The following is a 26,097-nucleotide window of genomic DNA, read 5'->3' on the forward strand; positions in this document are numbered from 1 at the left end:
GGGGCCACGATTCGGGAGGTCGAACAGAACCGGCCGACCGACACCACACCCAGCAAGGAACACACCGATGAACGCACTCTCCGCCCTCCAGCCCGCCCACCTCCAGGCCATCGGGGACACCGGCCGACTCGTCCTGGCCGGAGGAGCCATGACCGCGGCACTGGCCGCCGCGCTCGCCGCCCTCCTCCTCGCGGTGGCCGCCGTCGTGAGCATCCTGCGCTCCCGGCACTGCACCGCCACGAAGATCCTCTGGCTGGTGATCGTCCTCGTCGCCCCCTTCCTCGGCAGCCTCGCCTGGTTCGCCTTCGGACGCCGCCGCGCGGCACGCCGCACGGCATCCCACCGCGACCGAGGAAGCCGGTAATGTTCACCGGCATGCCGGACAGTCCTGATGTGGCGGTGGCCCTGCGAGGCGGAGTGCCGACCCGCGCCGCGGCATGGGAGTTCGTGAGCTGGTACGCCGACGCCTGGCAGGGCCGTCCGTTGCGGCCGGAAGACGGCTCTGCCGCGGACGATTTGGCGGCGGCGGAGGCCGATCTGGGATTCCCGCTGCCGGCCGCACTGAGCGAGGGGTACGCGCTCTTCGGTCGCCGGGACGACCTGACCCGGCAGCAGGACCCTCTGGTCGGGCCGTCTGCACTCCATGTCGATGACGCCCTGGGCGGCGTGCTGGTCTTCCGCCGTGAGAACCAGGACTGCGCCGCCTGGGGAATCCCCCTGAGCCGGATCGGGCAGGACGATCCGCCGGTGGTGGTGGAATCGCACCGGGGCTGGATTCCCTTCCTCGACCGGATGTCCCTGGCCTGGGTCGAGCTCGTGCTGAGCGAGTCGCTCTTCGCGGCAGGTAGCCTCTACGACGCCTGCGAGCTGCCCGACAGGCTGATGCCGGAACTCCACGCCCGCTACGCCCGGGTCGGCCTGCCCGACCATCCGATGTGGGCGAGCGAGGACGACTCACCGGTCCGCTGGTACGCGGCTCCCGGCCTGTTGGTCCGCCGGGACGGCGTCCAGGACCGGTCCTGGATTCATACCCGGGGGCGAACGGTCTCCGATCTTGCGACCGTCCGTGCAGTGCTCCCAGGTCCTTGGGTCGGCTGACGCCCGCCCGCCCGGCGTGGGCGTGGGGCAGGTTCCACGCTCCCGAAACCTGATTGACGTGCGGTGAATGATGGAAGCGTGATTTCCGAGGACCACGCCGTCGAGCTTGTCGAATCCCTGCTGGCCCGCGAACGGCTGACGTGGCCAGGCCCGCTCCGCGAACTCGCCGTCTGCGCGGTGGAGGAGCACGCGGTCGGCTGGCTCGTCTTCTGGAACTCGGCGGAGTACGCCCGCACCCGTGATCTTCGCGACAACCTTGTCGGTAGCGGCCCCTACCTGGTGGACCGGCACGACGGCAGCATCCATCACATCCCCGCCACCACGTGGATGTGCGAGAACTGGACCGAGCTCTACCTCCAGCAGGTGAAAGGCATCCAACCGCCCGACTCACTGGCCTCGTCCGTTCGCGCACTGGTTCACGCTGCCGGGGTCGTGGCCGCGATGAGCCACCTGCGGAAGCAGGCCCCGCGGCTGAGCCTGCGAGATGCAAAGGCATACGTCCTGGCGCTTCGCGATGGTGACGAACCATCGGAGGCGCTGGCAAGCCTTGCCCGGGCAGAGGAGACCTGGCCGCCGCTGTCGATCGAAACGCTGGCCGGTCCGGTTCAGTAGCCGTGCGACCTTCCACACCGGTGGGGCCACGAAAACCTCGCCAGGGCCGTTGCCTCGGAACTCCAGGCCGGTCGACGCTACCGTTTCGCTCTCGCACGCTTCTCCACCGAAGAAGCTGCCTTGCATCTGGTGGCCTACCTGGAGCGCTATCTCCAACAGCCTGACTGCCAGGACGACCAGCATTGGGCGATCAGTGCGCTCCTCCACATCGACAGCCAGGCCGGAACCGAACACGCCGACCGCTTCCTCGCCCCCGGACGCCTGTGGCAGCAGTGGAGTGACGCCCGGTTCAACCCCCTGCCGCCGAGCCGGTTCATCGATGACATGTGCGTACTCGCCCAGAAATTCGGAAATTCCTGAGCCTACGCGCCTTGTGATCTGCTTCGATGACGCTGTGAGGCCGAGGCCGAGGCCGACGCTAGCCGTGGGGTGGAGGTGGGGATGCGCGAGCGCGACGTCGTACTGAATGAGCTGGCACAAGGGATCCGGCCGCTGGGTGAGGGCGTCGTTTGGTTCGATCGCCTCGGCGGGGCGGAGCAGTTCGAGGTGCTGCGGGACCTGGCGGGGTTCTGCATCCAGGCCCGCGCGACCGGGGAGGACGGGCCGGAGAGCATCCGCCGGGCCGGGATCCGGGCCACTCACACCCCGGCGGTGCTGGTCGTGCGCGGGCGCCTGACCACCCAGTTGGACAAGATCATCAACTTGCCGGCGGACGAGCGGGTCAAGGCGTTCCGGCTGCTGGTCGCCTTGCTCGCGGTGGCGGACGAGCGGCGGCGGGCCCGGTTCTGCGTCGGCGGGTGCAGCCACGCGTGGCACCGTCTGGGGGGATCCGGGGCTCCGCAGGCGGCGGATTCGGGCTGAGCCGCGGCGCGGCCGCCGTGCGGGTGCTGGAGGGCCGTGCGGTGTGCACGGGTGCCGGGTGAATCCTGGCCGGGAGATCACGGGCGTGTTGCCCCGGATTGCGTTTTCCGAGGCGCTCTTGAGGGCGGTCGGCCGGTGTGTGAGTGTGGGGCGGGCGTCCGGTGAGCGGGATCCGGGCGGTGGAAGCCGAACCGCGCCGTTCCTGCCGGGCCGGTCGCGGAGGACGGAGGAGAACACGGTGCCGTCGCCCTCGCAGCCGCTTCGGAGGCTGGGATTCCTGACCATCGGGCTGTTCGACCCGGCCGACCCCGGCCAGGGACACGAGTCGACGCTCCGGATCATCGAACTCGGCGAGCAGCTGGGATTCGACAGCGCCTGGGTGCGCCACCGACACCTGCAGTACGGCATATCCTCGCCCGTCGCCGTGCTGGCGGCGGCCACCCAGCGCACCAGCCGCATCCAGCTGGGCACCGCGGTCATCCCGCTCGGCTGGGAGAACCCGCTGCGGCTGGCCGAGGATCTGGCCACCGTCGACCTGCTGTCCGGCGGCAGGCTCAACCCCGGTATCAGCGTCGGCCGCCCCGGCCACTACGACCGGGTCGCCCCCGCGCTCTACCCCGACACCGCGGAGGCCGAGGACTTCGGCTACGGGCGGGCGCGGCGGCTGCTGGACTTCGTCCGTGGCGAGCGGGCCACCGACTTCAGCGGCTCCGAGGGCATCGAGGTGTACTCGGACCGGGTCCAGCCGGTCGCGCCCGGCCTGGCGGACCGCCTGTGGTACGGCGGCGGCAGCCTGCGTTCGGCCCGGTGGGCGGGCGAGCAGCACCTGAGCCTGATGACCAGCAACGTGGTGCGCGCGGAGGAGTCGGAGGACTTCGCCGAGATCCAGCGTTCGCAGATCGCGGCCTTCCGCGCCCACCACCCCGAGGGCGCCCGCGCGCGGGTCTCCCAGGGCCTGGTGGTCATCCCCACCGACAGCGCGTCGGCGGCGCAGCGCGCCAAGTACCAGGAGTACGTGCGGAACCGCACCCCGCGTACCGCCGCCCCGCAGGGATCTTCGCGGGTGCTGTTCGCGCGGGACCTGATCGGGACCTCCGCCGAGATCGCCGAACAGTTGTACTCCCATGCGGCGTTCCGGGAGGTCGACGAGGCGGTCTTCGCGCTGCCGTTCACCTTCGACCACGAGGACTACGTGCAGATCCTCACCGACATCGCCACCGGCCTCGGCCCCGCCCTCGGCTGGAAGCCGGCGCTCTGAGCCTGCGCTGCCAGGGGATCACGCGGTCCGGGCGGCGAGCGGCACGGAAGGAGCAGGGACGGGGCCGAGGGCGGCGAAGGGGCCGGGCCGGGGCCGGTGCGGCGGGTGCGCCGTCAGGCCGGCCAGCCGACGGTGGAGAGCGGGTTGCCGCGGGTGATCTCGCCGAGGGCGTGTGCGGTGTAGGGCACGATGTCGGCCGGGAGGCGGTCGAGCGGCCACCGGCGCAGTTCCGCGCACTTGTGCGGCTCCGCGTTGCGCAGCCGGCCGTCGTAGCGGGCGGGCCGGAAGAAGAGCTGGAGCCGGTCGCGGCCGTCGTCGGGGTCGAGGTGGTGCAGCGTGTGGACGAGCGCGAGGTCGAACTCGTCGATGGCGATGCCGAGTTCCTCCTCGGCCTCGCGGGTCATGGCACGGGTGACCGGCTCGCCCCGCTCCAGGTGCCCGGCCGGGAGGTGCCAGAGGCCGTCGGCGAAGCCGGTGTTGCGACGTCGGCCGAGCAGCACCGTGCCGTCGTCGACCAGGACGAGGTGGACGCCGACGGTCAGCGTCCGCGGGTCCGCCCCGGGCGCGCGGTGCGCGGCGTCCGGGGAACGGCCGGTGTGGTCGGGCGGGTTCACGGGGTTCTCCCGGCGCTCGGGCAGGGCCGCGCCGGTCGGTGCCTCGAAGTCGGTCACAGCCTGCTCTCCTCGTTCTCGTCGCCGTCCGCGGGCTCCCCGGCGGCCGGGCGGCGCTGCGCCGGGACGCCGGTGCGTTCGTTCTGCAGGTCCCACAACTCCCGGAAGCGGCCGCGTTCGTCGGCCACCAGCTCGGCGAAGGTGCCCTCCTGGAGGACCTTTCCGTCCTCCAGGACGACGATCCGGTCGGCGACGGCGACGTTGGTGAGCCGGTGGGTGACCAGGACCACCGCCCGCTCCCGCGCGACGGCGCGCAGGTTCTCGAAGATCCGGTGCTCGGCCCGCGGGTCGAGCGCCGCGGTCGGTTCGTCCAGGACCAGCAGGCCGGCCTCGCGGTGGAAGGCGCGGGCGATGGCGAGGCGCTGCCACTGGCCGCCGGACAGTTCCTCACCGCCCATCCACTCCACCGCCAGCAGGGTGGACAGGCCCCGCCGGAGCTTGGCGACGACGTCGGAGGCCCCGGAGGCGTCGGCGGCGCGCATCACCGCCGCGTCGCCGTCGTCGGCCGGCTGCCCCAGCGTGATGTTCTCCCGGCAGGTCAGCGGCCAGCGCGCGTAGTCCTGCGGGACCACCGCGACCCGGCGCCACAGGGCGTGCGGGTCGAGGTCGCGGGTGTCGCGCCCGTCCCACCGCACCGAGCCGCCGTCGGGCAGGTAGAGCCCGGCCAGGAGCCTGGAGAGGGTGGTCTTGCCCGAGCCGTTCTCGCCGACCAGGGCGAGGATCTCGCCGCGCTCGACGTGCAGGCTGACCCCGTCCAGGGCCTTGCGGTCGGAGGCGGGGTAGCCGTAGCTGAGGTCCTCCACCGTGATCCGGACCGGCGCCGGTGGCTGGTGGGTGCCGCGTCTCGGCCGGTGGCCGCCGGCGGTGTCCAGGAAGGTCGACCAGTCGTCCAGGTACATCCCGGTGCGGAAGAGGTCCGCGCCGTACCCGACGATGCCGCGCAGGCTGGTGCCGACCGCGCCGAGCGCGAAGACCGCCGCGCCGCCGCGCGGCAGGCTCATCCGGCCGGTGCTGACCAGCCACAGCATCGCCGCCCACACCAGCGCGGTGCCGAGGCCGGACGCGGCGGCCCCGATCACCGACACCCGGGCGCTCTGCATCGCCGCGCGCCGCGAACTGGCGTCCAGCCGCCGGCCGACCTGCTCGTACTTGTCGAGCAGGAAGCCGCCCATGGTGTCGGACCGGACCTGGTCGGCGTTGCGCTTGAGGTGGATGTACCAGCGCAGGTTGGCCATGATCCGGCGGTCGCCGATGGCGGCCCGGTTCGCGAGGAACTGCACCCGGGCCGCGTGCACCGACGCGATCCCCTGGGGCAGCGCGGCCAGCACCAGCAACGGCAGCAGCGCCGGGTGCAGCACGGTCAGCACGCCGGCCGCACCGACGAGCGAGGCGAGGGAGGCGAGCAGGTTCTGCGCCTCCCCGACGATGTCGACGCAGACCTCGGCGCCGCGGTCGGCGGCCTCCAGCTCGTCGTTGTATCCGGCGTGGTCGTAGGCGGTCAGCTCGGCGGCGACCGTGGCGCGCAGCACCGCCGCCTCCGCCTCCCGGGAGATGCGCGGCGAGAGATGGATGGTGACGGTCTGGATGGTGATGCCGAGCAGGGACCGGGCACCGGCCGCCGTCGCGATCACGAGGATCGACGGCGCGGCGTGGGCGAGTTTGTCGCCGACCTGGCCCGGGCCGAACAGGGCCGCGATGGTGCCGGTGGTCGCGAGCAGGCCGGCCGCGCCGAGTACGGCGGAGACGGCCTGGCAGGCGAGGAGCAGGGCGACGGAGGCGCGGTCGATGCGCCAGCCGAGGCGGAAGGCGCGGACGACGAGCGCGGGCAGGCGGCGGGCCATCGCGCTGACGCTGATCGCCTCGATCGCCTCGACGCGGCGCCCGTCGGCGAGCCACTGCAGTTCCTCGTCGGCGGCCTCGGCCGACGTCGTCGTGGCGCTCACGCGTGCGCCTCCTGGTACGGCAGGTGGGCTTCCGGGGCGGGGTGACGGGCCACAGATCCTCCAGACGCGGAGTGGTGCGTGGACGTGCGAGGGCGCCGGAATCGGCCCGGGACGGGCAGCAAGTAGCCACTGTCCAGGTCGAGTTGGCGGTCGCGTTGCCGGTCGGCGGGGTCCGATGATGGTGCTGTTCGAATCGGGTGTTCAAGCGGATATCCTCCGGGCGAGCCCGGGTCGAACGGGATATTTCGGGCGCAGTGCGGGTCCGTCGACGGCTCCGCGGGTCGGCCGCCGGTCGGCCGCGGACGGGCCGGGCGGGGGTGGCGGAGCCCAGTGCGCAGAAGGCGAGCGCCCGTTCGAGAGCACCGGCGCAGCCGGGTTCCGGGCGGAGCCGGAGGCGGCTGCGGGCGGGGAGCGGGGAGCCGCCTGCAGCGGTCGCCGGAATCACCCGTTCGGCTGGTCGCCCGCTGGAGCAGGTTTCGCGCGCCGGACATCAGGTCGGACCGGGGCCGGTGGCTGCTCCTCGCGCCGCGCGGACCCCGCCGCCGAACTCCTGACCCGGGCCGCCCGCGAACTGCTTACCCGTGTCCCGCCATCTCGGTCCGTGTGACCGGCTTCGGCACCACCGGAGGACCGCCGGTCACCGAATGCGGTGCCGGCGGGGCCTGCTGACGCTCCTGCGGACCGCCTGTCACCGCCCGCCGGCCATACTGGCCGCCATGAGGTTCACCTCCGGCGGCACCGAAGGCCCGCGATTCGACCAGGGCGGGTACGACCTGGACCTGGGTGAAAACGTCCGCGGCTTCCTCCCCACGGCCGTGAGCGCCCCGGACACCGCGCATGCCTTGTACGGCGCGGGTTGGCGGGTGCGCAGATCCAGCTGGACCGACTTCGAGGTCGAGCACACCTACGCCCAGCTGGAGCTGTCTGCGGAGACGCCCCTGCGCTTCCGTGGCGTCGTGGTTCCCGAACGGCTCCACGAGCTGCTGTCCACGTTCTCGGGTCTCGGACTGTCCTGCACCCTCGAGCTGGAGGACCGGGGCGGGGGCGTGAGCGTCCACCGATCGTGAGTGACCACGGAGGCCGGCTGTACGCGCGGGGAGGTGTGGCCCGGCGGAGCCGGGCCCGCCGGGCGGGCCGTACCCCGCCCGGTCGGTCACGGCCGCCGTCGGCGGACGGTCAGTTCTTCTGCTTGATGGCGGAGATGTCGAACTCCAGGACGATCTTGTCGCCGACCAGGACGCCGCCGCCCTCCAGGGCCGCGTTCCAGGTCACCCCGAACTCCTTGCGGGAGATGGTGACCGTGCCCTCCAGGCCGACCCGCAGGTTGCCGTAGGGGTCGACGGCGTTGCCGGTGTACTCGAAGTCGATGGTGACCGGGCGGGTGGTGTCCTTGATGGTCAGGTCGCCCGTGACGCGGTATTCGGCGTCGGAGCGGGGCTCGACCGAGGTGGTGCGGAAGATGATGTCCGGGAAGTGGGGAGCGTCCAGGAAGTCGTTGGTGCGCAGGTGCTGGTCGCGCTGTTCGACGCCGGTGTCGACGCTCTCGGCCTTGATCACCATCTCGCCGGTGGAACGGGACGGGTCGGTGCCGTCGAGGTGGGCCGTGCCCTCGAAGGTGTGGAAGGCGCCGCGGACCTTGGTCACCATGGCGTGGCGGGCGACGAACCCGATCCGGGTGTGGGTGGGGTCGAGGACGTAGTCCCCGGTGAGTTCGGGGATGCTGACGGTCATGGACATGCCTCCGTAGGGCCGGGATCCCGGCGGCCGTCCCGCCGGGATCGTGTCGGACCCAACGTAGGGCGCGTCCGGCCCCCGAGCCGGTCGGGCGCACGGGGACAGGCCGGAGTGCACCCTGACCAGCGACCCCGGGGGCCTGGTGGCCCGCGGGCGTCGGGCGCTCCCCGCGGACCTCGACCGCGCCCGGCGCCCGGCCGCGGCGCCGGGTGGCGAACCCGGCCGACCGGGCCCTTGACGTGCGGAGCCCCGCCCCGGGGTCCGTCGCTCGGGGCGACGTGATCGGGGGCGGGGCCGGGAGGAGCGTGCGGGCGCCGGTCAGCCGAGGCCGCGGGCGTCCTGCTTCAGGGCCGTGTCCACGGTCAGCGCGGTCGCCACGACCAGGCTCAGCAGCGGGTCGGTGAGCGGGCGGTGGATCTGGAGCACGTAGTTGTCGGCCGTGGTGAACATGGTCTTCGCCAGGCCCTCCCAGGTCTTGGTGATCCGGGCGATCTCGGTGTCCGCCGCGTCGACGATGGAGAAGTTCCAGGCGCGCCAGTTCTCCGCCTTGACGGCGCCGACCTTCTGCCCGCCGACCTCCATCGCGAAGTTGATCTTCCCGATGGCGTTCTGCTGGACGATCTGGCCGACCTCCTGGCCGTCCGGACGCTGCACGATCACCCGCGACTTGATGAACTTCGCCGGGCGGGTCAGCAGCAGCACCGGGGTGCCGTGCGCGTCCCGGATCTCCAGCTTGTGGGTCAGGTACTGGTCGATGGAGAAGAGCAGCCGGATCAGCTTGCGCAGACCGCTCTGGCCGACCTGGACCACCGAGCCCAGCGTGGCGCCCTGCTGGTCGAAGACCGAGTACTCGTTGGTCAGCTCGATCAGCTTGGCCTTCTGGTTCACCACCAGGACCGGCTCGGAGAAGAGGGTGCCGCCGCCACCGGCGACCGGTCCGACGCCCGCCTGCTGCTGCACCTGGCGCTGCACCTTGGCGGAGTCGCCGGCCGGAGCGGCCGGCTGCCCGGGGATACCGGGGGTGTTCGTGTTCTGGGACATGGCGGGCAGGTTAGGCTCAAATCCCCGTGCGTAGCCAGATCGTTTGTTCGCCGCCGGAGCTGCCGGAGGCTGTCCACTACGCCTCTGACCTGCGGATTCCGGTGTTCTGATGGTCCGTCAGTCGGGCGTGGACGGAGTGGATGTGGCCGAAGTCACACCCGCGGCCCCGATTCGGCCTCGCGGCGTCTCGCTGACGGCGGGTCGGGCGGGCGGGCCGACCGGCGGTTCGGCCCGCCGGGGAGGTGTTCCGCCCCGGTCGGCCGAAAGTGTCCGGCTTCGAGTCCGGTGGCCCGGTTCGCGGCGTTGGCCCGTTCGGACGCTGCGACCGGCCCGCGGGCGCCGTCGGTTCTGCGGCGAGCCGCTGTCGGGCCCCGCCGGTGTCCCCTGCCCGCCGGTGTCCCCGGCCTTTTGTGTCGGGCGGGGACACCGGCGGCGTACGGGACGTCAGGGCGCGGTGATGCCGGGCTGGGTGCCCGCGCCGAAGGCCCAGCCCTCGACGTCGCCGGGCGCGGGGTTGTAGCTGCCCGCCCCGAGGCTGCTGTACGACCAGGCGCCGCCGTGCTGGGCGTGCCAGTACGACCAGTAGGCGCTGCCGGTGGGGTTGGTGCAGGTGGCCGGCAGCGAGTTGATCTTGCAGACGAAGCCCGGGAAGCGCGGGTGGAAGGCCCAGGAGAACCCGGCGCCGGTGAGTGCGGCCAGGCCGGTGGCGGGATCGCCCGGGGCGCAGCCGGTCTGGATGCCGCCGCCCACGGCGGTGAAGTCGACCACCACGGTGACGCCGGTGGTGCCGGTGCAGGCGGCGGCCTGCGCCTGCGGGGCCTGGGCGGCGGAGACGCCGAGCAGGCCGGCGGTCAGCGCCGCCGCGGCGGCGATCGAGCCGAGGGTGCGGCGGGCGGTCCGGCGGGCCGCGCGGGCCGGGGCGAGGGTGTCGCTCATCGGGAAGCTCCTTGCGGGGTCAGGTCGTTCAGCGGGTGGTCGCCGGGCAGGCGAGGACGGGCGCGGCGGGGCGGGCGCCGTGGGCGGAGAGGGCGGCCAGCGGGGTACCGGCGAGGCCGAGGACGGCCTGTGCGGTGGCGCGGGCGCCGTTGCCGGTGTTGAAGCCGGTGGCGTCGTAGGCGACCGCGCCGCGGACGGCCGGGTCGGTGGCGCAGCCCTGCTGGAGCTTGACCAGGCTGCTCCAGCCCTTGAGGCCGGCGCCGAGGCGGCCGGAGGAGAGCAGGGCTTCGGTGGCCAGGCCGGTGCTGTTGGCGTTGGAGGCGGTGGCGCCCGCGGCGGCGAACCCGCCGTCGGCGTTCTGGTGGGCCGTCAGCCAGGTGAGGCCGGCGGCGGCCTTGGCGGGGCGGCCGGTGGCGGCGAGGGCCTGGACGGCCAGGGCGGTGGCGTCCGGGTCGGCGGTGCAGGTGGGCTGGCCGAAGGAGAGCGGGAAGCCGCCGTCCGCGCACTGGGCGGCGGCGAGGAAGTCGACCGCGGCGGCCGGGGCGCCCGCGTGGGTGCGCTGGAGCGCTATCAGGGCGAGGGACTGGCCGAAGGCGTTGCTGTAGTCGCCCCACTGGGAGCGGTCGGAGAAGCGGCCGCTCGGGGTCTGGAGCGAGCGGAGCCGGGCGGGGAGGTCGACGCCGCCGAACGCGGCCGGGTTCTCGCCGCGGACCTCGGCGGCGAGCAGCAGCTTGGCGGTGGCACCGGCGTACGCCTCGGTGGTGCCGTCGCCGAGGTAGCCGGTCAGGATCTCGGGCTTCGCGAGCCAGGCGGTGGCCCGGGCGGCGGCCTGGTCGGAGCCGTGGGAGGCGGCGAAGGCCAGCACGGCGTCGACGGTCAGGCCCTGGTCGGGGTAGTGGACGCCGTCGAACACGGCCTCGAAGTGGTCGCCGTCGACCAGTTGGCGGGCGAGCCAGCCGGCTGCGGCGGCGTCCGGCCGGACGGTGGCGGACGTGGCCGCGGACGCGGGGGCGGCGGGGGCGGCCTGGGCGGCGGTGGCAGCCGGGAGCACGGTGGCGACGGCGAGGGCGGGTACCGCGAGCAGGCCGAGGGAACGGCGGAGCGCTGGCATGGAAGGCCTTTCCGGGCCTGGGCGCAGGGGCGGCCGCAGGGGGCCGGAGCGGGTCCGGGCAGCCCTCGGAGCTCCGGCCCGCAGACCACGACGGGAGGAGGGAACACACCTCCGCCGCCGGGTACTCGGGCTCGCCGCCGACAGCCGTCGGCGGCCTACCGTTGCGGGTCAGCGCCGGATTCGGACCGGCTTCCCCCAGCGGCGGAGTCACAACATGACGGCCCATCATGGCGACGGGTGAAAGGCCCGGTCAATGGCGCGTACGTCACATCCCGCCGGGCCCGGATCGGTCGTCGGCGACCGATCCGGGCCCGCCGGACCCGCCCGGGACCCAGGGGTTACCCTCCGGCCCCACATGCCCCCCCCCCCCTCTCCGGCCCTCCGCGACGGGGGCCGGGGCGGCGGCGGGGCGCGTTCGGTCACGCCGGACGGTGGCGGTGGAATCCCCGTCCGGTCTTGCGGCCGAGCAGCCCGGCCTCGACCATCCGGGCGAGCAGCGGCGGCGGGGCGTACAGCGGCTCTTTGTACTCCTCGTACATCGACTCGGCGATGGCCTGCACGGTGTCCAGGCCGATCAGGTCGGCGAGTTGGAGCGGGCCCATGGGGTGGGCGCAGCCGTGGACCATGCCGGCGTCGATGTCCGCGGCGGTGGCGTGGCCGGCCTCGGCCATCCTGATCGCGGCCAGCAGGTAGGGGACCAGCAGGGCGTTGACGACGAAGCCGGCCCGGTCGCGGGAGTGGATGACGTGCTTGCCGAGCGTCTCCTCGGCGAACGCCGCGATCCGGTGCAGGACGGTCGGGTCGGTGTGCAGCGAGGCGACCAGCTCGACCAGGGGCATCACCGGGGCGGGGTTGAAGAAGTGCAGGCCGAGCACGTGCGAGGGGCGGGTGGTGGCGATGCCGAGCCGGGTGACCGGGATGGCGGAGGTGTTGGTGGCGAGGACGGCCTGCTCGTCGGCCAGGACCTTGTCGAGGGTGGTGAGGATCTCGGTCTTGACCCCCTCGTCCTCGACCACGGCCTCGACGACGAGCTGGCGGTCGGCGAGCGCCTCCAGGTCGTCGGCGAAGATCAGGTGGCCCCAGGCCTCGGCGCGCTGCCGGTCGCCGATCCGGCCGCGGTCGGCCGCACGGTGCAGGGAGCGGTCGATCCGGGCACGGGCGGCGCGCAGGGCGGCCGGGTCCTTCTCGCAGACGATGGTGTCCAGTCCGGCGCGGGCGAAGACCTCGGCGATGCCGGAGCCCATCTGCCCGGCGCCGACGACGGCGACACGGCGAAGGTCGTTCATGCGGTTGCCTCTTCGGGTCGGGGCGGGTCGGTGGTGGTCGTGGCGGCGTGGCGGTGGCAGACGCCCGTCAGACGGCCGGGGCGGCGGTGCGCACCAGGTGGCGGGCGTACGCCTCGGTGGTGAGGAAGGCCGGCAGGTCCGCGCCGAGCGCGGTCTCCTCCAGGATCCGCACGGCGTCGTCCACCAGGGCCGGGTCGGCGCCCTCGGCGAGCAGGGCGGACCGCTCCCGGTCGACCAGGCGGCGCACCAGGTCCGGGGTGACCAGCGAGCCGCCGGTCAGGCGCGTGCAGTGGTGCTGCCACTGCCAGATCTGGCAGCGGGAGATCTCGGCGGTGGCGACGTCCTCCATCAGGCCGAAGACGGCGACCGCGCCGGAGCCGCCGAGCCAGGCGGTCAGGTAGCGCAGGGCGACGGCGACGTTCGAGCGCAGGCCCTGCTCGCTCGGCAGGCCGACGGTGAGCCGGTGCACGGCGAGCAGGTCGGCGGCGGTCACCTCGACGTCCTCGCGGGCCCGGTCGAGCTGGTCCGGCCGGTCGCCGAGGACGGCGTCGAAGGCGGTGCGGCAGGTCGCGACGAGGCCGGGGTGGGCGACCCAGGAGCCGTCGAAGCCGTCCCCGGCCTCGCGTTCCTTGTCGAGGCGGACCTTGGCGAGGGCGGCCTCGTTGGCGTCCGGGTCGCGGCTGGGGATGGCGGCGGCCATGCCGCCGATGGCGTGCGCGCCGCGCCGGTGGCAGGTGCGCACCAGCAGGTCGGTGTAGGCCCGCAGGAACGGCTGCGTCATCGTCAGCGAGGAGCGGTCGGGCAGCACGAAGCGCGGGCCCCGGCCGGCGAAGTTCTTGATCAGGCTGAACAGGTAGTCCCAGCGGCCGGCGTTGAGCCCGGCGGCGTGCTCGCGCAGCTCGAAGAGGATCTCGTCCATCTCGAACGCGGCGGTGATGGTCTCGATCAGCACGGTGGCGCGGACGGTGCCGTGCGGGATGCCGAGTTCGGCCTGGGCGAAGGTGAAGACGTCGTTCCACAGCCGGGCCTCGAGGTGGTTCTCCAGCTTGGGGAGGTAGAAGTACGGGCCGTGGCCGCGGTCGATCTGCCGCTGGCCGCAGTGGAACAGGTAGAGGCCGAAGTCGACCAGGGCGCCGATCGCCGGGCGGCCGTCGACCAGCAGGTGGGCCTCGTCCAGGTGCCAGCCGCGGGGGCGGACCACGATGGTCGCGGGCGTGTCGCCGATCCGGTAGCGCCTGCCGTCCGGGGTGGTGTTGTCGATCCGGCGCTCGACCGCGTCGAGCAGGTTGAGCTGGCCGGAGACCAGGTTGTGCCAGGTGGGGGAGGTGGCGTCCTCGAAGTCGGCGAGCCAGACCCTGGCACCGGAGTTGAGGGCGTTGACGGTCATCCGGCGCTCCGGCGGGCCGGTGATCTCCACCCGGCGGTCGGTCAGCCCGGGACCGGCGCCGGCCACCCGCCAAGTGGGGTCCTCCCGGACGGCGCGGGTCTCCGGGAGGAAGTCCAGGGTGCCGGTCGCGGCCAGTTCGGCGGCGCGGCGGACGCGTTCGGCGAGCAGGCCGTCCCGGCGCGCGGCGAAGGCGTCGTGCAGCCGGGTCAGGAAGCGCAGCGCCTCGGGGGTGAGGATCTCCTCGAACCGGTCCTCGGGGGCGCCGAGGATCTCGGTACGGCTGGTCAGGGTCATCCGGCTCTCCAGGAAGGTGGGGCCCGGGGCCGCGTCTCCCTACGCGGCCCCGGGCGGTGCTGGCCTGCGGGCCCCGTCCCTCAACGGGACCCCGGGCGAAGGTCCGGGGCGGCCGGCCGGCGGTGGGGGCGCCGGCCGGCCGGGTTCGGTCAGTGGAACTGCTCGGCCTCGGTGGAGCCGGTCAGGGCGAGCGTCTCGGCGTTCGGGTTGAGCGCGGTGCTCACCTGGTCGAAGTAGCCGGTGCCGACCTCACGCTGGTGCTTGACGGCGGTGTAGCCGTCCGGGACGGCCGCGAACTCGGCCTCCTGAAGGTCGACGTAGGCGGTCATACCGCTCTCCGCGTAGCCCTTGGCGAGCTGGAACATCGAGTGGTTGAGCGCGTGGAAGCCCGCCAGCGTGATGAACTGGAACCGGTACCCCATTGCGCCCAGCTCCCGCTGGAACTTGGCGATCCGGTCGTCGTCCAGGGCCGCCTTCCAGTTGAACGACGGCGAGCAGTTGTAGGCCAGCATCTTGTCCGGGTACTCGGCCTTGACGGCCTCGGCGAACTCCCGGGCCTGCGCGAGGTCCGGGGTACCGGTCTCGACCCAGATCAGGTCGGCGTACGGCGCGAACGCCAGGCCGCGGGAGATCACCGGCGCCATGCCCGGCTCGACCCGGTAGAAGCCCTCGGCGGTCCGCTCCCCGGTGCAGAACCGGGCGTCGCGCTCGTCGACGTCGGTGGTCAGCAGGTTGGCGGCGAGCGCGTCGGTGCGCGCCACGACGACGGTCGGCACGTCGGCGATGTCCGCGGCCAGCCGGGCCGCGTTCAGGGTCCGGATGTGCTGGGAGGTGGGCACCAGCACCTTGCCGCCCAGGTGGCCGCACTTCTTCTCGGACGCCAGCTGGTCCTCGTAGTGGATGCCCGCCGCGCCGGCCGCGATCATGGCCTTGGTCAGCTCGAAGGCGTTCAGCGGACCGCCGAACCCGGCCTCCGCGTCCGCGACGATCGGCACCAGCCAGTCGGGCCCGTCGTTGCCCTCGGCGGCGTCGATCCCGTCGGCCCGCAGCAGCGCGTTGTTGATCCGGCGCACCACCTGCGGAACCGAGTTGGCCGGGTACAGGCTCTGGTCCGGGTAGGTCTGCCCGGCCTGGTTGGCGTCCGCGGCGACCTGCCAGCCGGACAGGTAGATGGCCTGCAGGCCGGCCTTCACCATCTGCACGGCCTGGCCACCCGTCAGCGCACCCAGGGCGTGGAGGTAGTCCCGCTCGTGCAGCTGCGACCACAGCCGCTCGGCGCCGCGCCGGGCCAGCGTGTGCTCCTCGCGGACGGTGCCCGACAGGCGCACCACGTCCGCCGCGGTGTAGGTCCGCTCGATGCCCGCCCAGCGGGGGTCGGACGCCCACCGGGCGGCCAGCTGCGCCGCCTGCTGCTCCTGCTGCTGCCGAACCGACTGCGTCATGGATCTGCTCCCGAGAGTGCCGTTGCGAAGGGTGTGATGCACCTCACCGAGGGGGGTGCGCGGGCGGCCGGCCGGCGCCGGGCGGCGGTACGGGACCGCGGGACGTGGTCGCCCGGGAAACCGAACCAGCGTCACCGACCTGGTACTTCTCGGTTTCCGAGGCGCCTTCCGGCCGCAGCACCGACTGTGCCACCCGGCGCTGCGGGCCGTCACCGGTGGACCGGTGCCAACTTCTGCGAATCGCGGCCGCCGATCCTGCGAAGACTGCGAAGGCCCGGCCGGAGGATCCCCCGCTAAGCTGCCGCACCAGACGGGCTCGACCGGACCGGGGAGTGACACCATGGCGAAGGCCTTCGCGGGCGCCCGGCTGCGCCGCCTCCGCGAGGACCGCGGCCTCAGCCAGGCCGCCCTGGCGCGGCTGCTCGAACTCTCGCCCAGCTACCTCAACCAGCTGGAACACGACGCCCGCCCGCTCACCGTGCCGGTGCTGCTGCGGCTCACCGAGGCGTTCGGCGTCGAGGCCGGCTACTTCGCCCCGCCCGACAGCGCGCGGCTCACCGCCGAACTGCGCGACTCCCTCGGCGAGGAACTGGCGGCGGGCCGGATCACCCCGGGCGACCTCGGCGAGGTCGCCGCCCGCCTGCCCGCCGTCGCCCGGCTGCTCACCGACCTGGCCCGCGGCCGCCGGGACACCGCCGAGCAGCTGGCCGTCCTCGCCGGGGACCGCGGCGCCGGGGCCGACGCCCGCACCCCGCACGAACAGGTCCGCGAGTTCTTCTACCGCCGCCGGAACTACCTCCACGAACTCGACACCGCGGCAGAGGAGTTGGCCGAGACGATCGAGCTGAGGCGCGGCGGGGTACGGGAGGCGCTGGCCGAACGGCTGGCCGACGGCCACCGGGTCCGGATCGCCACCGGCAGCGGGGACCTGCACCGCTACGACGGGCGGACCCGGACCCTGCACCTGTCCGACCGGCTGCGGCCCGGCCAGCAGGCCTTCCGGATGGCCACCCAGCTGGCCTACCTCGAGCACGACGCCCTGCTGTCCGAACTCGCCGCCCAGGACAGCCCCGACGGCTCCACCGCCCGCTCGCTCACCCGGATCGGCCTCGCGAACTACTTCGCCGCCGCCCTCGTCCTGCCTTACCGGGTCTTCCACGACGCGGCGGAGACCGCCCGCTACGACATCGAGCACCTCGCCGACCACTTCGGCGTCGGCTACGAGACGGTCTGCCACCGGCTCTCCACCCTCCAGCGACCCGGCCGGCGCGGGGTGCCGTTCTCCTTCGTCCGGGTCGACCGCGCCGGGAACGTCTCGAAGCGGCAGTCCGCCACCGCCTTCCACTTCTCCCGCACCGGCGGCACCTGCCCGCTGTGGAACGTCTACGACGCCTTCGCCGCGCCCGGCCGGGTCCACGTCCAGGTCGCCGCGATGCCGGACGGCCGCCGCTACCTGTGGACCGCCCGCGCCGTCACCCGCTCACCCGGCGGCTGGGGCCGCCCCGGCAAGACCTTCGCCGTCGGCCTGGGCTGCGAGCTCCGGCACGCCGGCCGGCTGGTGTACGCGGCCGGCCTGGACCTCGGCGACGAAGCCGCCGCCACCCCGATCGGCCTCGGCTGCAAGGTCTGCGAACGCCCCGCCTGCCCCCAGCGCTCCGCCCCCGCCATCGGCCGGGCCCTGGCCGCCGACGAGCACACCAGCACCTTCGTCCCGTACGCGGTGCGCACCGACCCGCACCCGTAGGCCGCGCCCGACGCACCCCGCCGGACGGACGGCGCCCGAGCTCACCGCTGGGCGGGCACCGCGGCGCCCCGCCCGGAACGTCGGGGCGGGGGCGGGGGCGCGGCCGCTCGGGTGCGGCGGTGGTCCGGGTCCGCGGACACCTCCCCGCGTGTGGCGCGGTCGGGCCCGGGCCCGCGTGCGTAGATTGAGGTGGTGCACCGCATCATCCCCTGGCCGCGCAGGCCCGACCCGACGGGCCGGGCACCATCGCGGAGCGACTACGCCGGGGCCCTGTACGGGTCGCTCCTCGCGGCTTCGGTGATCGCCACGGCCGGCGCGGTCGGCGACTTCCCCCGGCTGCAGACCGTGGTGCTGCTCCTGGTGACCGGCCTGGTGTTCTGGGCCGCCCACGCCTACGCGAGCCTGGCCGGCGAGCGCCGGGTCGGCCGGCGGCCCGGCTGGGCCGAGATCCGGCGGGTGGGGCGGCACGAGTGGCCCATCGTGGAGGCGGCGGTGCTGCCGGCGGCGGCGGTGGCGGTGAGCCCCGTGCTGGGGCTGGGGTTGAGCGGCGCCGCGTGGTTCGCGCTGAGCGTGGCGGTGGCGCAGCTGGTCGCGTGGGCCTGCCTGGGAGCCGTCCACGCGGGGGCCTCCCGCACCGAGGTCGCGATCGAGGGCCTGGCCAACCTGGTCCTCGGGCTGGTCCTGGTGGCCGCGAAGGCGGCCCTCGGCCACTGACCCGGCCCGCACGGCAGCGACCGCGCCGCGGCGATGGCGCGCCGGGGCCGGCCCGGCGGTCGCGGGGCAAGCGGGCCCTACGGTGACCGCGGCTCCTCGCCGAGCCTGCGCAGGGTGTCCAGGGCGGTGCGGGGGTAGGGGCCCGTGCAGCCGGGGCAGGCGGCGGAGGCGGCCGGGTCGTTGAGCCAGTACCCGTCGACCGTGGCGCGTACGGCCCGGGCGGCCCGGTCGAGCTGGGCGGCGCCGACGGCCCGCCCCGAAGGATTGGTGCTCAGGCCGGCGAGCACCTTGATCCGGGGATTGGCCCGGCGGGCCTGGGCGGTGGCGGCCGCCACGAAGGAGGCGAACAGTGTCGGGTTGTCCTCCGCGCCCTGGGCCTGGAGGTCCAGCACATCGGCGTCGCGGGCGATCTCGCCGGCCAGTCCGAGGTTCAGGAAGGTGTCGAAGGCGCCGCCGGCCGCGCCCGGGCGCAGCGCTTCGACCAGGTCGGTGGCGGGTGCGGCGATGAACAGCAGGTGGTGACGGTGGACCAGGTCCGCGGCCATCCGGTCGTAGCGGACCGGGTCGGCCTGCTCGGTGGCCGGGGTCTGCGGCCAGTGTTCGTTGTCGTAGAGCACCGCCCGGATCCGCGGGTCCAGCCGGTTGCCGGTCAGGGCCGACTCGAGGGCGGTGTAGCTGTCGAAACTGGCGGTCGGTGTGGAGCGCCAGCCGTCGGGGACGGCCCAGCCGCCGTCCCCGGTGAGTACGTAGGCGTCCGGGGTGTCGAAGGTCCGGGCGGTGGTCCGGCCGGTGGGGTCGGCGGCCAGCAGCCTTCCCAGGGTCCGGCCGCTGATGATCCAGGAACCGGCCGCCGCACCGGCGCCGCCCGGTGCGGGGGAGGGGCTGCCCGGCCGGGACCGGTCCGGTGCGCCCGTCCGGTCGTCGGCCACGAGGTACCCGGCCAGCAGCACCGCGGCCGCGGCGAGCAGGGCGGTCGCCGTCGCGTACGAGCGCCTCACCGGGCCGGCCCGGCCGGCCGGGCGGGCAGCACCTCGGCGTGCGCGGGTGCGCGAAGCCAGGCCGGCAGCCGGACCGGACGGACCCCGCAGGCCAGCAGCGACTCCAGCTGGAAGAACCGTTTCAGGAAGGCGAACACCGGCCACAGCGGCGCCCAGAGCAGCAGCCGCGCCCTGCGGTAGTAGAGGACGAGGCAGATCCGCGGTACCAGCGCCGGCAGCTGGGCCAGCAGGAAGACGACGAGGAAACGGGCCAGGTTGTGCCGGGGCAGCGGCTGCAGGGTGCAGTGCAGCACGGTCAGCACCAGGACGAAGAAGTGGATCGGGGAGAGCAGCCTGCCGCCGGCCGCCCTCGGCAGCTGGAACCAGAACCGCGGTCCGGGCGCGCCCCGGCCGAACGGTGTGAAGCGGGCGAAGTTCATCAGGTTGCCCAGCCCCCAGCGGAATCGCTGGACCCGCAGCTGGCCGAGTTTCACGGGCACGTCCTCGTAGGAGACCGTGCGCGGGTCCATCACCACCCGCCAGCCCGACCTGGCCAGCGCGCAGGTGAACTCGGCGTCCTCGCCGAACATGCCGTCGACGAAGCCGCCGAGCTCCACGGCCGCCTCCCGGCGGAAGCCGCAGAAGGTGCCGGGGACGCACGGCACCGCGTCCACGGTGCTCAGCGCGGCCAGGCTGAACCCGTACGTGAACAGCTGCTCCATCGCCCGCATCCGGTCGATCCAGGTGGTGTGCGGCTCCTTGGGCAGGGTGAGCGCCCCGAGCACGCCGATCCGGGGGTCGGCGAGGAAGCGCGGGACCGACCGGACGAAGGCGTCGGGGTCGAGCGCGCAGTCGGCGTCGACGCGGTAGACGAACTCGGCGGTGCAGCGTTCCAGCGCCAGGTTCAGGGCCCGGGCCTTGCCCGCGTGGGGGCCCTGGATCACCTCGCCGGTGGCGGTGGTGAAGGCCGCGACGGCGGCCTCGGCCAGCGCCCGGGTCTCGTCGGTGGAGCCGTCGTCGCACAGGACGACCCGCACCGGCCCGCCGTACGCCGTGGCGGCGCGGTCGATCGAGCGCAGCAGCCGTTCGATCACCGAGGCCTCGTTGTAGGCGGGCACGATCACCTCGACGGCCGGGCGGTCGCCGACGGCCGGACGGTCGTCCGAGCGCGGACGGTCGTCGGTGGGCGGGCGTGACCGGCGCGGGCCGGCGAGGCTGACGAGTGCGAGCAGGATCAGCATCACGTCGAAGACCGAGAAGCGGAGGGCGGCCAGGACGAGGAACCCCGCGAGTGGATGGCCGGCGACCTGTCGCAGCAGGACCAGCGCCGCGCTGCCGACCAGCGCCAGCGCGGCGAGCAGGCAGAGCGTCAGGACCGCGCTGTCCGGCCAGTCCCGGCGCCGCCGTACGGGCAGCGGGGTCGGGCGGGGCAGCCGGAAGGTGGTGAAGGCGAACCGGTAGACCAGCAGGTAGCCGAGGGTGGACTGGAGGACGAGGGCGACCAGCGGGACGGGGCCGAGCGGCAGCCCGGTCGCCGTCGCGAGCAGCGCGGCGCAGCACTCGGCGAGGACGGACATCCCGAGGAACAGCGGGGCGTGCGCCAGGATCAGCAGCCGGCGGCCGGGGGTGGCCGGAAGGACCACCGCGACGGTGATCAGGTAGCCGACCACGGCGGCCGGCACGAGGGGCGGGAGGCTGTGCGCGTACCCGGCCGCCAGGTGGGGATCGCCGTCCGCGGCGGACAGGACGTCGGCGACCAGGGAGCGGTACGCCTGCTCGAGGCGGGGGTGGCGGAGGGCGACGATCGCCGTGCTGACGGCGGTGGCGACCGACAGGAAGGCCAGCGCGCGCGGCAGGGACGGGCGGCGGTTCGGCGGCAGCCGCACCACCCGGTCCCGGCCGCGGTCGGAGTCGTCGAAGCCGCGGGCCAGCGGCCAGCGGACCACCAGGACCAGCAGCAGGGTGTCGGCGGTGAGCAGCGCGACGACGTCCGGGTGCAGCATCGCTCAGCCCTCCGTCCGGTGGCGGCCGGTGCGAGCCGGCCGCGCCGGACGAGCCGGTCCGGCCGGACGCGCGGGACCAGCCGGGCATGCCGGACGAATCGGGAGTTCGCCCACGATCCCGACGGCAGACGCCGGCGGCCCGGCGGCGGCTTCGCCGACGGCCGTGCGCGGAATGCCCAATTCCATGACCCCGGTCCTTTCGCGGCTCGGAACCGGACCAGATATACCCGACCACCTGACGTGGCGTCAGAGCTGTGCGGGAGATTTTGTGGATCCATTACGAAGCGCGCCGGGCGGAGATGTTGAACGCGCAACAGGGGCCCGGCGTGGGCGGCCCGCCGGCGCCCGGCCCTGCGGATCCGGCGGTCCGGGTTTTTGAGCCCGGCTCACATAGCTGCGTTGACCTGTGGTGATGCCAGTCCGAGTGGGCCGTGGCGGGCCCGGTTCGCAGATGATGTGTACTGGACATGTCAGATCGACTGTGGCAGGGTCGTGCAGCATCCGGTGGCCACTCCCCACGGCCTGCCGCCTCACGGCCGCACTCACCTGCGCCGAGCCAGCTTCTGATCGTTCTTCGGTTTTCTTCTCCGGTGCCCTTGGCGCCCCGTGCGCCGGACTGCGCTGCAACTACTTCGGGCACCTTCTTGTACCGGCCGCATTCACGCGAGACATATCCGCATGGCACTGCCCTGTTCTCCGATTTCCGTAAGGGAGTAGGCACATGCATGTCCTGATTCTGGGCGGCGACGGGTTCTGCGGCTGGCCGACCGCCCTCCACCTCTCCGACCGCGGCCACCAGGTGACCATCGTCGACAACCTCAGCCGCCGGGCCATCGACCTCGAGCTGGAGGCCGAGTCGGTCACGCCCATCCGGCCCATCGGCGAGCGTCTGCGGGCCTGGCGCGAGGTGTCGGGCCGGGAGATCGACTTCGTCCGCCTCGACCTCGCCACCGAGTACGAGCGGCTGGCCGCGCTGCTCGCCGGACTGCGCCCCGACGCCGTCGTGCACTTCGCCGAACAGCGCGCCGCGCCGTACTCCATGCGTTCGATCCCCGCCAAGCGCTACACCGTCGACAACAACGTCCGCGCCACCCACAACCTGCTGGTCGCCCTGGTCGCCACCGGCACCGACGCGGCCCTGGTGCACCTGGGCACCATGGGCGTCTACGGGTACGGCTGGTCCGGATCCGCCCCCATCCCGGAGGGCTACCTGACCGTCAAGGTCCCCACCCCGGACGGCGACCTGGAACGCCGGATCCTCCACCCGGCGCACCCCGGCTCCGTCTACCACCTCACCAAGACCCTCGACCAGCTGATGTTCTCCTTCTACGCGGCCAACGACGGGCTGCGCATCACCGACCTGCACCAGGGCATCGTCTGGGGCACCCAGACCGCCCAGACCGTCCGCGACGACCGGCTGGTCAACCGCTTCGACTACGACGGCGACTACGGCACCGTGCTCAACCGCTTCCTCGCCCAGGCCGCGATCGGCCACCCGCTCACCGTGCACGGCACCGGCGGCCAGACCCGCGCGTTCATCCACCTCCAGGACACCGTGCGATGTATCGAGATCGCCCTCGCCAACCCGCCCGCCGCCGGCGACCGGCCCAAGGTCTTCAACCAGGTCACCGAGGTCCACCGGGTGCGCGACCTGGCCAAGCTCGTCAGCAACCTGACCGGGGTGGGGACGGCCAACCTGCCCAACCCGCGGAAGGAGGCGATCGAGAACGAACTCCGGGTGAGCAACGACCAGTTCCTCGCCCTCGGACTGCAGCCGACCAGCCTCAGCGAGGGACTGCTGGACGAGTGCACCAACATCGCGGGCCGCTACCGCTCCCGGATCGACCCCCGCAGGATCATCGCCCGCTCGGTCTGGCGCCCCGGCATGGAGACCGCGGACGACCTGCTCACCGGCCTGCCGGACGCCCCGCCCTCCCGCATCCCGTCCTAGCCGAGCGGCCCGGAATCGGTACGACCCGAACGACCGGTATGTCCCGAAACGAACGGCCGATGCCGCCGGAACGACCGGTGCGAACCCACACAGGAAGGCAGGCGATGATGGCCCGTTCCTCCCACCCCGTGCGCGGGATGAACGCCGCGCTCGCGGGCGGCGAGGCAGGCGTCGGAGAGATCAGGCCGGCCCGCCCCCCGATGGGCCTGTGGAGAGTGGCCCTGGCCCTGGTCCTCGCGGTCGCCGCCACCTTCGCCGGCATCCGGACCTACCAGGCGGTCGCGTCCCGGCCGGTGACCTTCAGCGGACAGGTCACCCCGGCCCACGCGTACTACCTCAACTTCGCGAACACCGGCACCGTCGAGACGCTCACCGTGAAGCCCGGCGACCACGTCACGGCAGGTCAGGTGCTCGCCACCCAGGTGAGCAGCGTGGCGGCCGCCAACCTCGCCGCGGCCCAGGCCGCCGTCGACGCCGAGACCGCGCTGCTCGCCGAGGCCGCCGACCCGGCCACCACCGCCGACCGGCAGGCCCGGAACCAGCTGGACATCGCCAAGGCCGAGGCCGCCGCCGACAGCACCCGCAGCGCCCTCGCGCTGGCCCAGGTCGGCACGCAGAACGCCATCGCCGCGCAGAACGCCGTGATCTCCGCCGACCAGGCCACCCTGGACGACGAGACCGCACGCTTCGCCCGGTCCTGCCCGGCTGCCCCGGCCGCCGCCGCCCCGGCCGCCGCCGCCCCGGTCGCCGCCGCCCCGGTCGCCGCCTCCCTCGAACCGAACGCCACGGCATCCGCTCCACCCGCCACCACCCCGCCCGCGGCCACCACCCCGCCCGCCTCACCGCAGTCCTGCCAGAGCCTGCAGAGCCAGATCGACAAGGACACGGCCCGACTCGCCCAGGCCAGGACCCAGCTCGGCGCCCTGCAGTCCGCCGGGCAGGCCCACACCCAGCAGCTCCAGGCACGCCTGACGCAGAACCAGTCCGTCCTCCAGGCGGCCCGGACCACGGTGGCGGCCCAAGGCGCACCGCTCACCCCGGCCGCCATCGCCCAGGCGCGGTCCCGGCTCGCCTCCGCGCAGGCCCAACTCGCCGCCGACCAGCTCGCCCTGCGGCAGACCACGATCACCGCCCCCGCCGACGGCACCGTCGCCGGGACCGCGGGTGCCGCCGGTGACATCGTCGGCCCGCAGGGCGTCCACACCTACGCCGGCCCGGCCGCGCAGTCCGGCACCCTGGTCGACCAGCTGCCCGGCATCCAGCTCTTCGTCCCCACCCCCGCCCCGGGCACCAACCAGGTGGGCGGCTCCGGTTACACCGCCCTGGTCACACTCCACTCCGGACCGATCGGTGTGACCGCCCAGCTGCCCGAATCCCGGATCGCCGACGTACGCGAGGGCCGGGCCGCCACCGTCACCGTCCCCGCCACCGGCCGCAGCGTCACGGGACGGGTCGACCACATCCTGCTGCAACCCGCGCGGGTGCCGGGCGCGACCTACTACAACGTCACGATCGGCCTGGACGGCGGGCAGGATGCCCTCATGCCCGGCATGTCCGCGGATGTGGCACTGCTCTGAAGGAGACCATGAGCCTCACCTGGGCCAGTCTGCCCGGCCGCCCCGACATCCCCAACCAGGACCTCCTGCTCTCCGCCCCCGGCGTCCTCGTCCTGCTCGACGGCGCCGGCGGACCCAGCGAGGACGGCGGCGGCTGCCGCCACGGAGTCCACTGGTACGTACGGCAGTTGGGCAGCCGACTGCTCACCGGCCTGCTCACCACGGACCGGCCGATCGCCGGCCTGCTGGCCGACGCCATCGATGCCGTCGCCCACAGCCACCGCTCCACCTGCGACCTGCGCCACCCCGGAACCCCCTCCTCCACCGTCGCGGTCGCCCGGCACCGCGGGGAGGACATCGAGCACCTCGTCCTGCACGACTCCACCCTCCTCCTCACCCACGCCGACGCCACCGGGACGGAGACGGTCAGCGACCGTCGCCTGCACCACATCCCCGAGCTCCACCCGCTGCGCGCCGCCGCCCACCGCTGCGCCCTCGGCACCGACCGGCAGGCTGCTGCCCGAAAGGCTTACATCGCAGCGGAGTTGGGCCACCGCAACACGGTCGGCGGCTACTGGGTGGCCGGCAGCGACCCCCGCGCCGCCGCGCACGCCCTCACCGGTACCACCCCCGCCGCGGACCTGCACTCGGTGTCCCTGCTCAGCGACGGCGCCGCCGACCTGGTCGACACCTACCACCTCGCGACCTGGCCCGAGGCCGTCACCCTCCTCGCCCGCGACGGCCCCGCCGCGCTCCTGGACGCCGTCCGCGCGGCCGAACACGCCGACCCGCGAGGCCGCCGCCGGCCCCGCCTCAAACCGCACGACGACGCGACCGCCGCGCACTGGACGGACCCGGCGGGAGCGATCCGCTGAGCCGGTGCTCGTTGTTCACGCCCGGCGGCGGAGGGTCAGAGCCACCAGCGGACGAAGGTGACGACCCCGAGGGCCGCGAAACCCGCGAGCGCCAGACCCACGAGGGCCAGACCTGCACAGAACAGGGACCCGGCCACGTCGTTCTCGGGGGTCTGCTGGGTCTCGTCCTCGTCCACGGTGTGCCACTGGATCGGGCGGCCTGCCTGTTCGGACGCCGCCTCCCGGAGCCCGGCCAACCTGGCCCGGGCCGTCTCCGTCCGTGCCGCCCGCTCGGGGTCGCGCCAGGCGATGGCGGCCATCCGGCCGAGCGGATCCGGGTGACGGGCCTCGAACGCCGCCGTCTCGGCGGGATCCCGGTCCGCGTCGAGATAGGCCCAGCGACCCGCCTCGGCCGACTCGCCGTACAACCGGTACACCTCGGCCAGCCGCCGCCTGACCGTGAGGTCCGCCGGGAAGGACGACACCAGGCCGCGCAGCCGTTGGCGCGCGACGGGTATCCGGCCGGCGCGGAGGTCCGCGTCAACCTTGGCGAGGGTGGTCCCGACTGTCATCCGAGCATGGTGACGGACGAGAAAGCCCTGGTCAAAGGAGATTCCGGCCTCG

At 73.8% G+C, this 26,097-nt stretch carries 23 protein-coding genes, 1 pseudogene and 1 riboswitch; of the genes and pseudogenes, 12 read left to right on the plus strand and 12 right to left on the minus strand.

Going from position 1 to position 26,097, the window contains the following annotated elements; all coding sequences use genetic code 11:
- Positions 1 to 67 precede the first annotated feature (67 nt).
- From AC2TEW_RS05440 to AC2TEW_RS05465, 6 genes and pseudogenes are all read left to right on the plus strand, one after another.
- The gene (locus AC2TEW_RS05440) at positions 68 to 364 is read left to right on the plus strand and encodes a PLD nuclease N-terminal domain-containing protein (RefSeq protein WP_484622153.1); all 297 of its coding nucleotides are present in this window, start codon (positions 68 to 70) and stop codon (positions 362 to 364) included.
- Positions 364 to 1,098, plus strand: a complete 735-nt coding sequence (locus AC2TEW_RS05445) for an SMI1/KNR4 family protein (RefSeq protein WP_484622154.1) — start codon at positions 364 to 366, stop codon at positions 1,096 to 1,098. Before AC2TEW_RS05440 ends, AC2TEW_RS05445 begins: the two co-directional genes overlap by 1 nt.
- A 78-nt stretch (positions 1,099 to 1,176) precedes the next feature.
- Positions 1,177 to 1,710, plus strand: coding sequence for a YrhB domain-containing protein (locus AC2TEW_RS05450; RefSeq protein WP_484622155.1), 534 nt, complete (start codon positions 1,177 to 1,179; stop codon positions 1,708 to 1,710).
- Positions 1,711 to 1,782: 72 nt separating this feature from the next.
- Positions 1,783 to 2,070 (plus strand): annotated as a pseudogene (locus AC2TEW_RS05455) (DUF6000 family protein); the annotation flags it as partial.
- 81 nt (positions 2,071 to 2,151) lie between these two features.
- Positions 2,152 to 2,571 (plus strand): DUF5958 family protein, encoded by a 420-nt coding sequence (locus AC2TEW_RS05460; protein WP_484622156.1) that lies wholly within the window; start codon positions 2,152 to 2,154, stop codon positions 2,569 to 2,571.
- 238 nt (positions 2,572 to 2,809) lie between these two features.
- Positions 2,810 to 3,829 (plus strand): LLM class flavin-dependent oxidoreductase, encoded by a 1,020-nt coding sequence (locus tag AC2TEW_RS05465; RefSeq protein ID WP_484622157.1) that lies wholly within the window; start codon positions 2,810 to 2,812, stop codon positions 3,827 to 3,829.
- A gap of 113 nt (positions 3,830 to 3,942) precedes the next feature.
- Here the strand turns inward: AC2TEW_RS05465 and AC2TEW_RS05470 are convergent, their stop codons facing one another.
- Positions 3,943 to 4,500 (minus strand): NUDIX hydrolase, encoded by a 558-nt coding sequence (locus AC2TEW_RS05470; protein ID WP_484622158.1) that lies wholly within the window; start codon positions 4,498 to 4,500, stop codon positions 3,943 to 3,945.
- On the minus strand, positions 4,497 to 6,443 hold the full coding sequence (locus AC2TEW_RS05475) for an ABC transporter ATP-binding protein (protein ID WP_484622159.1): 1,947 nt from the start codon (positions 6,441 to 6,443) through the stop codon (positions 4,497 to 4,499). Before AC2TEW_RS05475 ends, AC2TEW_RS05470 begins: the two co-directional genes overlap by 4 nt.
- A gap of 716 nt (positions 6,444 to 7,159) precedes the next feature.
- On the opposite strand from AC2TEW_RS05475, the gene AC2TEW_RS05480 reads away from it, so the two are divergent.
- Positions 7,160 to 7,510, plus strand: a complete 351-nt coding sequence (locus AC2TEW_RS05480) for a hypothetical protein (RefSeq protein WP_484622160.1) — start codon at positions 7,160 to 7,162, stop codon at positions 7,508 to 7,510.
- 109 nt (positions 7,511 to 7,619) lie between these two features.
- Here the strand turns inward: AC2TEW_RS05480 and AC2TEW_RS05485 are convergent, their stop codons facing one another.
- From AC2TEW_RS05485 to aceA, 7 genes are all read right to left on the minus strand, one after another.
- Positions 7,620 to 8,174, minus strand: coding sequence for a YceI family protein (locus tag AC2TEW_RS05485; RefSeq protein ID WP_484622161.1), 555 nt, complete (start codon positions 8,172 to 8,174; stop codon positions 7,620 to 7,622).
- 321 nt (positions 8,175 to 8,495) lie between these two features.
- Positions 8,496 to 9,329 (minus strand): LURP-one-related family protein, encoded by an 834-nt coding sequence (locus AC2TEW_RS05490; protein WP_484622396.1) that lies wholly within the window; start codon positions 9,327 to 9,329, stop codon positions 8,496 to 8,498.
- A gap of 333 nt (positions 9,330 to 9,662) precedes the next feature.
- The gene (locus AC2TEW_RS05495; RefSeq protein WP_484622162.1) at positions 9,663 to 10,154 is read right to left on the minus strand and encodes an SCO2322-related protein; all 492 of its coding nucleotides are present in this window, start codon (positions 10,152 to 10,154) and stop codon (positions 9,663 to 9,665) included.
- Between the two features lie 28 nt (positions 10,155 to 10,182).
- Positions 10,183 to 11,265 (minus strand): prenyltransferase/squalene oxidase repeat-containing protein, encoded by a 1,083-nt coding sequence (locus AC2TEW_RS05500; RefSeq protein ID WP_484622163.1) that lies wholly within the window; start codon positions 11,263 to 11,265, stop codon positions 10,183 to 10,185.
- A 99-nt stretch (positions 11,266 to 11,364) separates the two neighbouring features.
- Positions 11,365 to 11,483, minus strand: a riboswitch (cobalamin riboswitch).
- A gap of 201 nt (positions 11,484 to 11,684) precedes the next feature.
- Complete coding sequence (locus AC2TEW_RS05505) at positions 11,685 to 12,551, minus strand: 3-hydroxybutyryl-CoA dehydrogenase (RefSeq protein ID WP_484622164.1); 867 nt, start codon at positions 12,549 to 12,551, stop codon at positions 11,685 to 11,687.
- A gap of 67 nt (positions 12,552 to 12,618) precedes the next feature.
- Positions 12,619 to 14,232, minus strand: coding sequence for a malate synthase A (aceB, locus tag AC2TEW_RS05510; protein WP_484622165.1), 1,614 nt, complete (start codon positions 14,230 to 14,232; stop codon positions 12,619 to 12,621).
- Between the two features lie 149 nt (positions 14,233 to 14,381).
- The gene (aceA, locus tag AC2TEW_RS05515) at positions 14,382 to 15,674 is read right to left on the minus strand and encodes an isocitrate lyase (protein ID WP_484622166.1); all 1,293 of its coding nucleotides are present in this window, start codon (positions 15,672 to 15,674) and stop codon (positions 14,382 to 14,384) included.
- 340 nt (positions 15,675 to 16,014) lie between these two features.
- On the opposite strand from aceA, the gene AC2TEW_RS05520 reads away from it, so the two are divergent.
- Both AC2TEW_RS05520 and AC2TEW_RS05525 read left to right on the plus strand, forming a co-directional pair.
- Positions 16,015 to 17,418, plus strand: a complete 1,404-nt coding sequence (locus AC2TEW_RS05520; protein WP_484622167.1) for a short-chain fatty acyl-CoA regulator family protein — start codon at positions 16,015 to 16,017, stop codon at positions 17,416 to 17,418.
- A gap of 192 nt (positions 17,419 to 17,610) precedes the next feature.
- Positions 17,611 to 18,132 carry a hypothetical protein gene (locus AC2TEW_RS05525; protein ID WP_484622168.1) on the plus strand — a complete coding sequence of 174 codons (522 nt, stop codon included), beginning with the start codon at positions 17,611 to 17,613 and terminating at the stop codon, positions 18,130 to 18,132.
- Between the two features lie 77 nt (positions 18,133 to 18,209).
- Here the strand turns inward: AC2TEW_RS05525 and AC2TEW_RS05530 are convergent, their stop codons facing one another.
- Together AC2TEW_RS05530 and AC2TEW_RS05535 are read right to left on the minus strand one after the other, a co-directional pair.
- Positions 18,210 to 19,130: a hypothetical protein gene (locus AC2TEW_RS05530; RefSeq protein ID WP_484622169.1), complete on the minus strand. Its 921-nt coding sequence runs from the start codon at positions 19,128 to 19,130 to the stop codon at positions 18,210 to 18,212.
- Positions 19,127 to 21,112: a glycosyltransferase family 2 protein gene (locus tag AC2TEW_RS05535; RefSeq protein WP_484622170.1), complete on the minus strand. Its 1,986-nt coding sequence runs from the start codon at positions 21,110 to 21,112 to the stop codon at positions 19,127 to 19,129. Before AC2TEW_RS05535 ends, AC2TEW_RS05530 begins: the two co-directional genes overlap by 4 nt.
- Before the next feature lie 721 nt (positions 21,113 to 21,833).
- On the opposite strand from AC2TEW_RS05535, the gene AC2TEW_RS05540 reads away from it, so the two are divergent.
- The 3 genes from AC2TEW_RS05540 (at position 21,834) to AC2TEW_RS05550 (ending at position 25,494) form a co-directional block, all read left to right on the plus strand.
- The gene (locus AC2TEW_RS05540; RefSeq protein ID WP_484622171.1) at positions 21,834 to 23,063 is read left to right on the plus strand and encodes an NAD-dependent epimerase/dehydratase family protein; all 1,230 of its coding nucleotides are present in this window, start codon (positions 21,834 to 21,836) and stop codon (positions 23,061 to 23,063) included.
- 104 nt (positions 23,064 to 23,167) lie between these two features.
- The gene (locus tag AC2TEW_RS05545; RefSeq protein ID WP_484622172.1) at positions 23,168 to 24,640 is read left to right on the plus strand and encodes an HlyD family secretion protein; all 1,473 of its coding nucleotides are present in this window, start codon (positions 23,168 to 23,170) and stop codon (positions 24,638 to 24,640) included.
- A gap of 8 nt (positions 24,641 to 24,648) precedes the next feature.
- A complete protein-coding gene (locus tag AC2TEW_RS05550; protein WP_484622173.1) occupies positions 24,649 to 25,494 on the plus strand; it encodes a protein phosphatase 2C domain-containing protein in 846 nt (281 codons plus the stop codon).
- A gap of 35 nt (positions 25,495 to 25,529) precedes the next feature.
- On the opposite strand, the gene AC2TEW_RS05555 is transcribed toward AC2TEW_RS05550, so the two are convergent.
- Positions 25,530 to 26,045 (minus strand): DUF6584 family protein, encoded by a 516-nt coding sequence (locus tag AC2TEW_RS05555; RefSeq protein WP_484622174.1) that lies wholly within the window; start codon positions 26,043 to 26,045, stop codon positions 25,530 to 25,532.
- Between the last annotated feature and the right edge of the window lie 52 nt (positions 26,046 to 26,097).

It is taken from the genome of Kitasatospora sp. NEAU-CNBT7 (assembly GCF_057220535.1).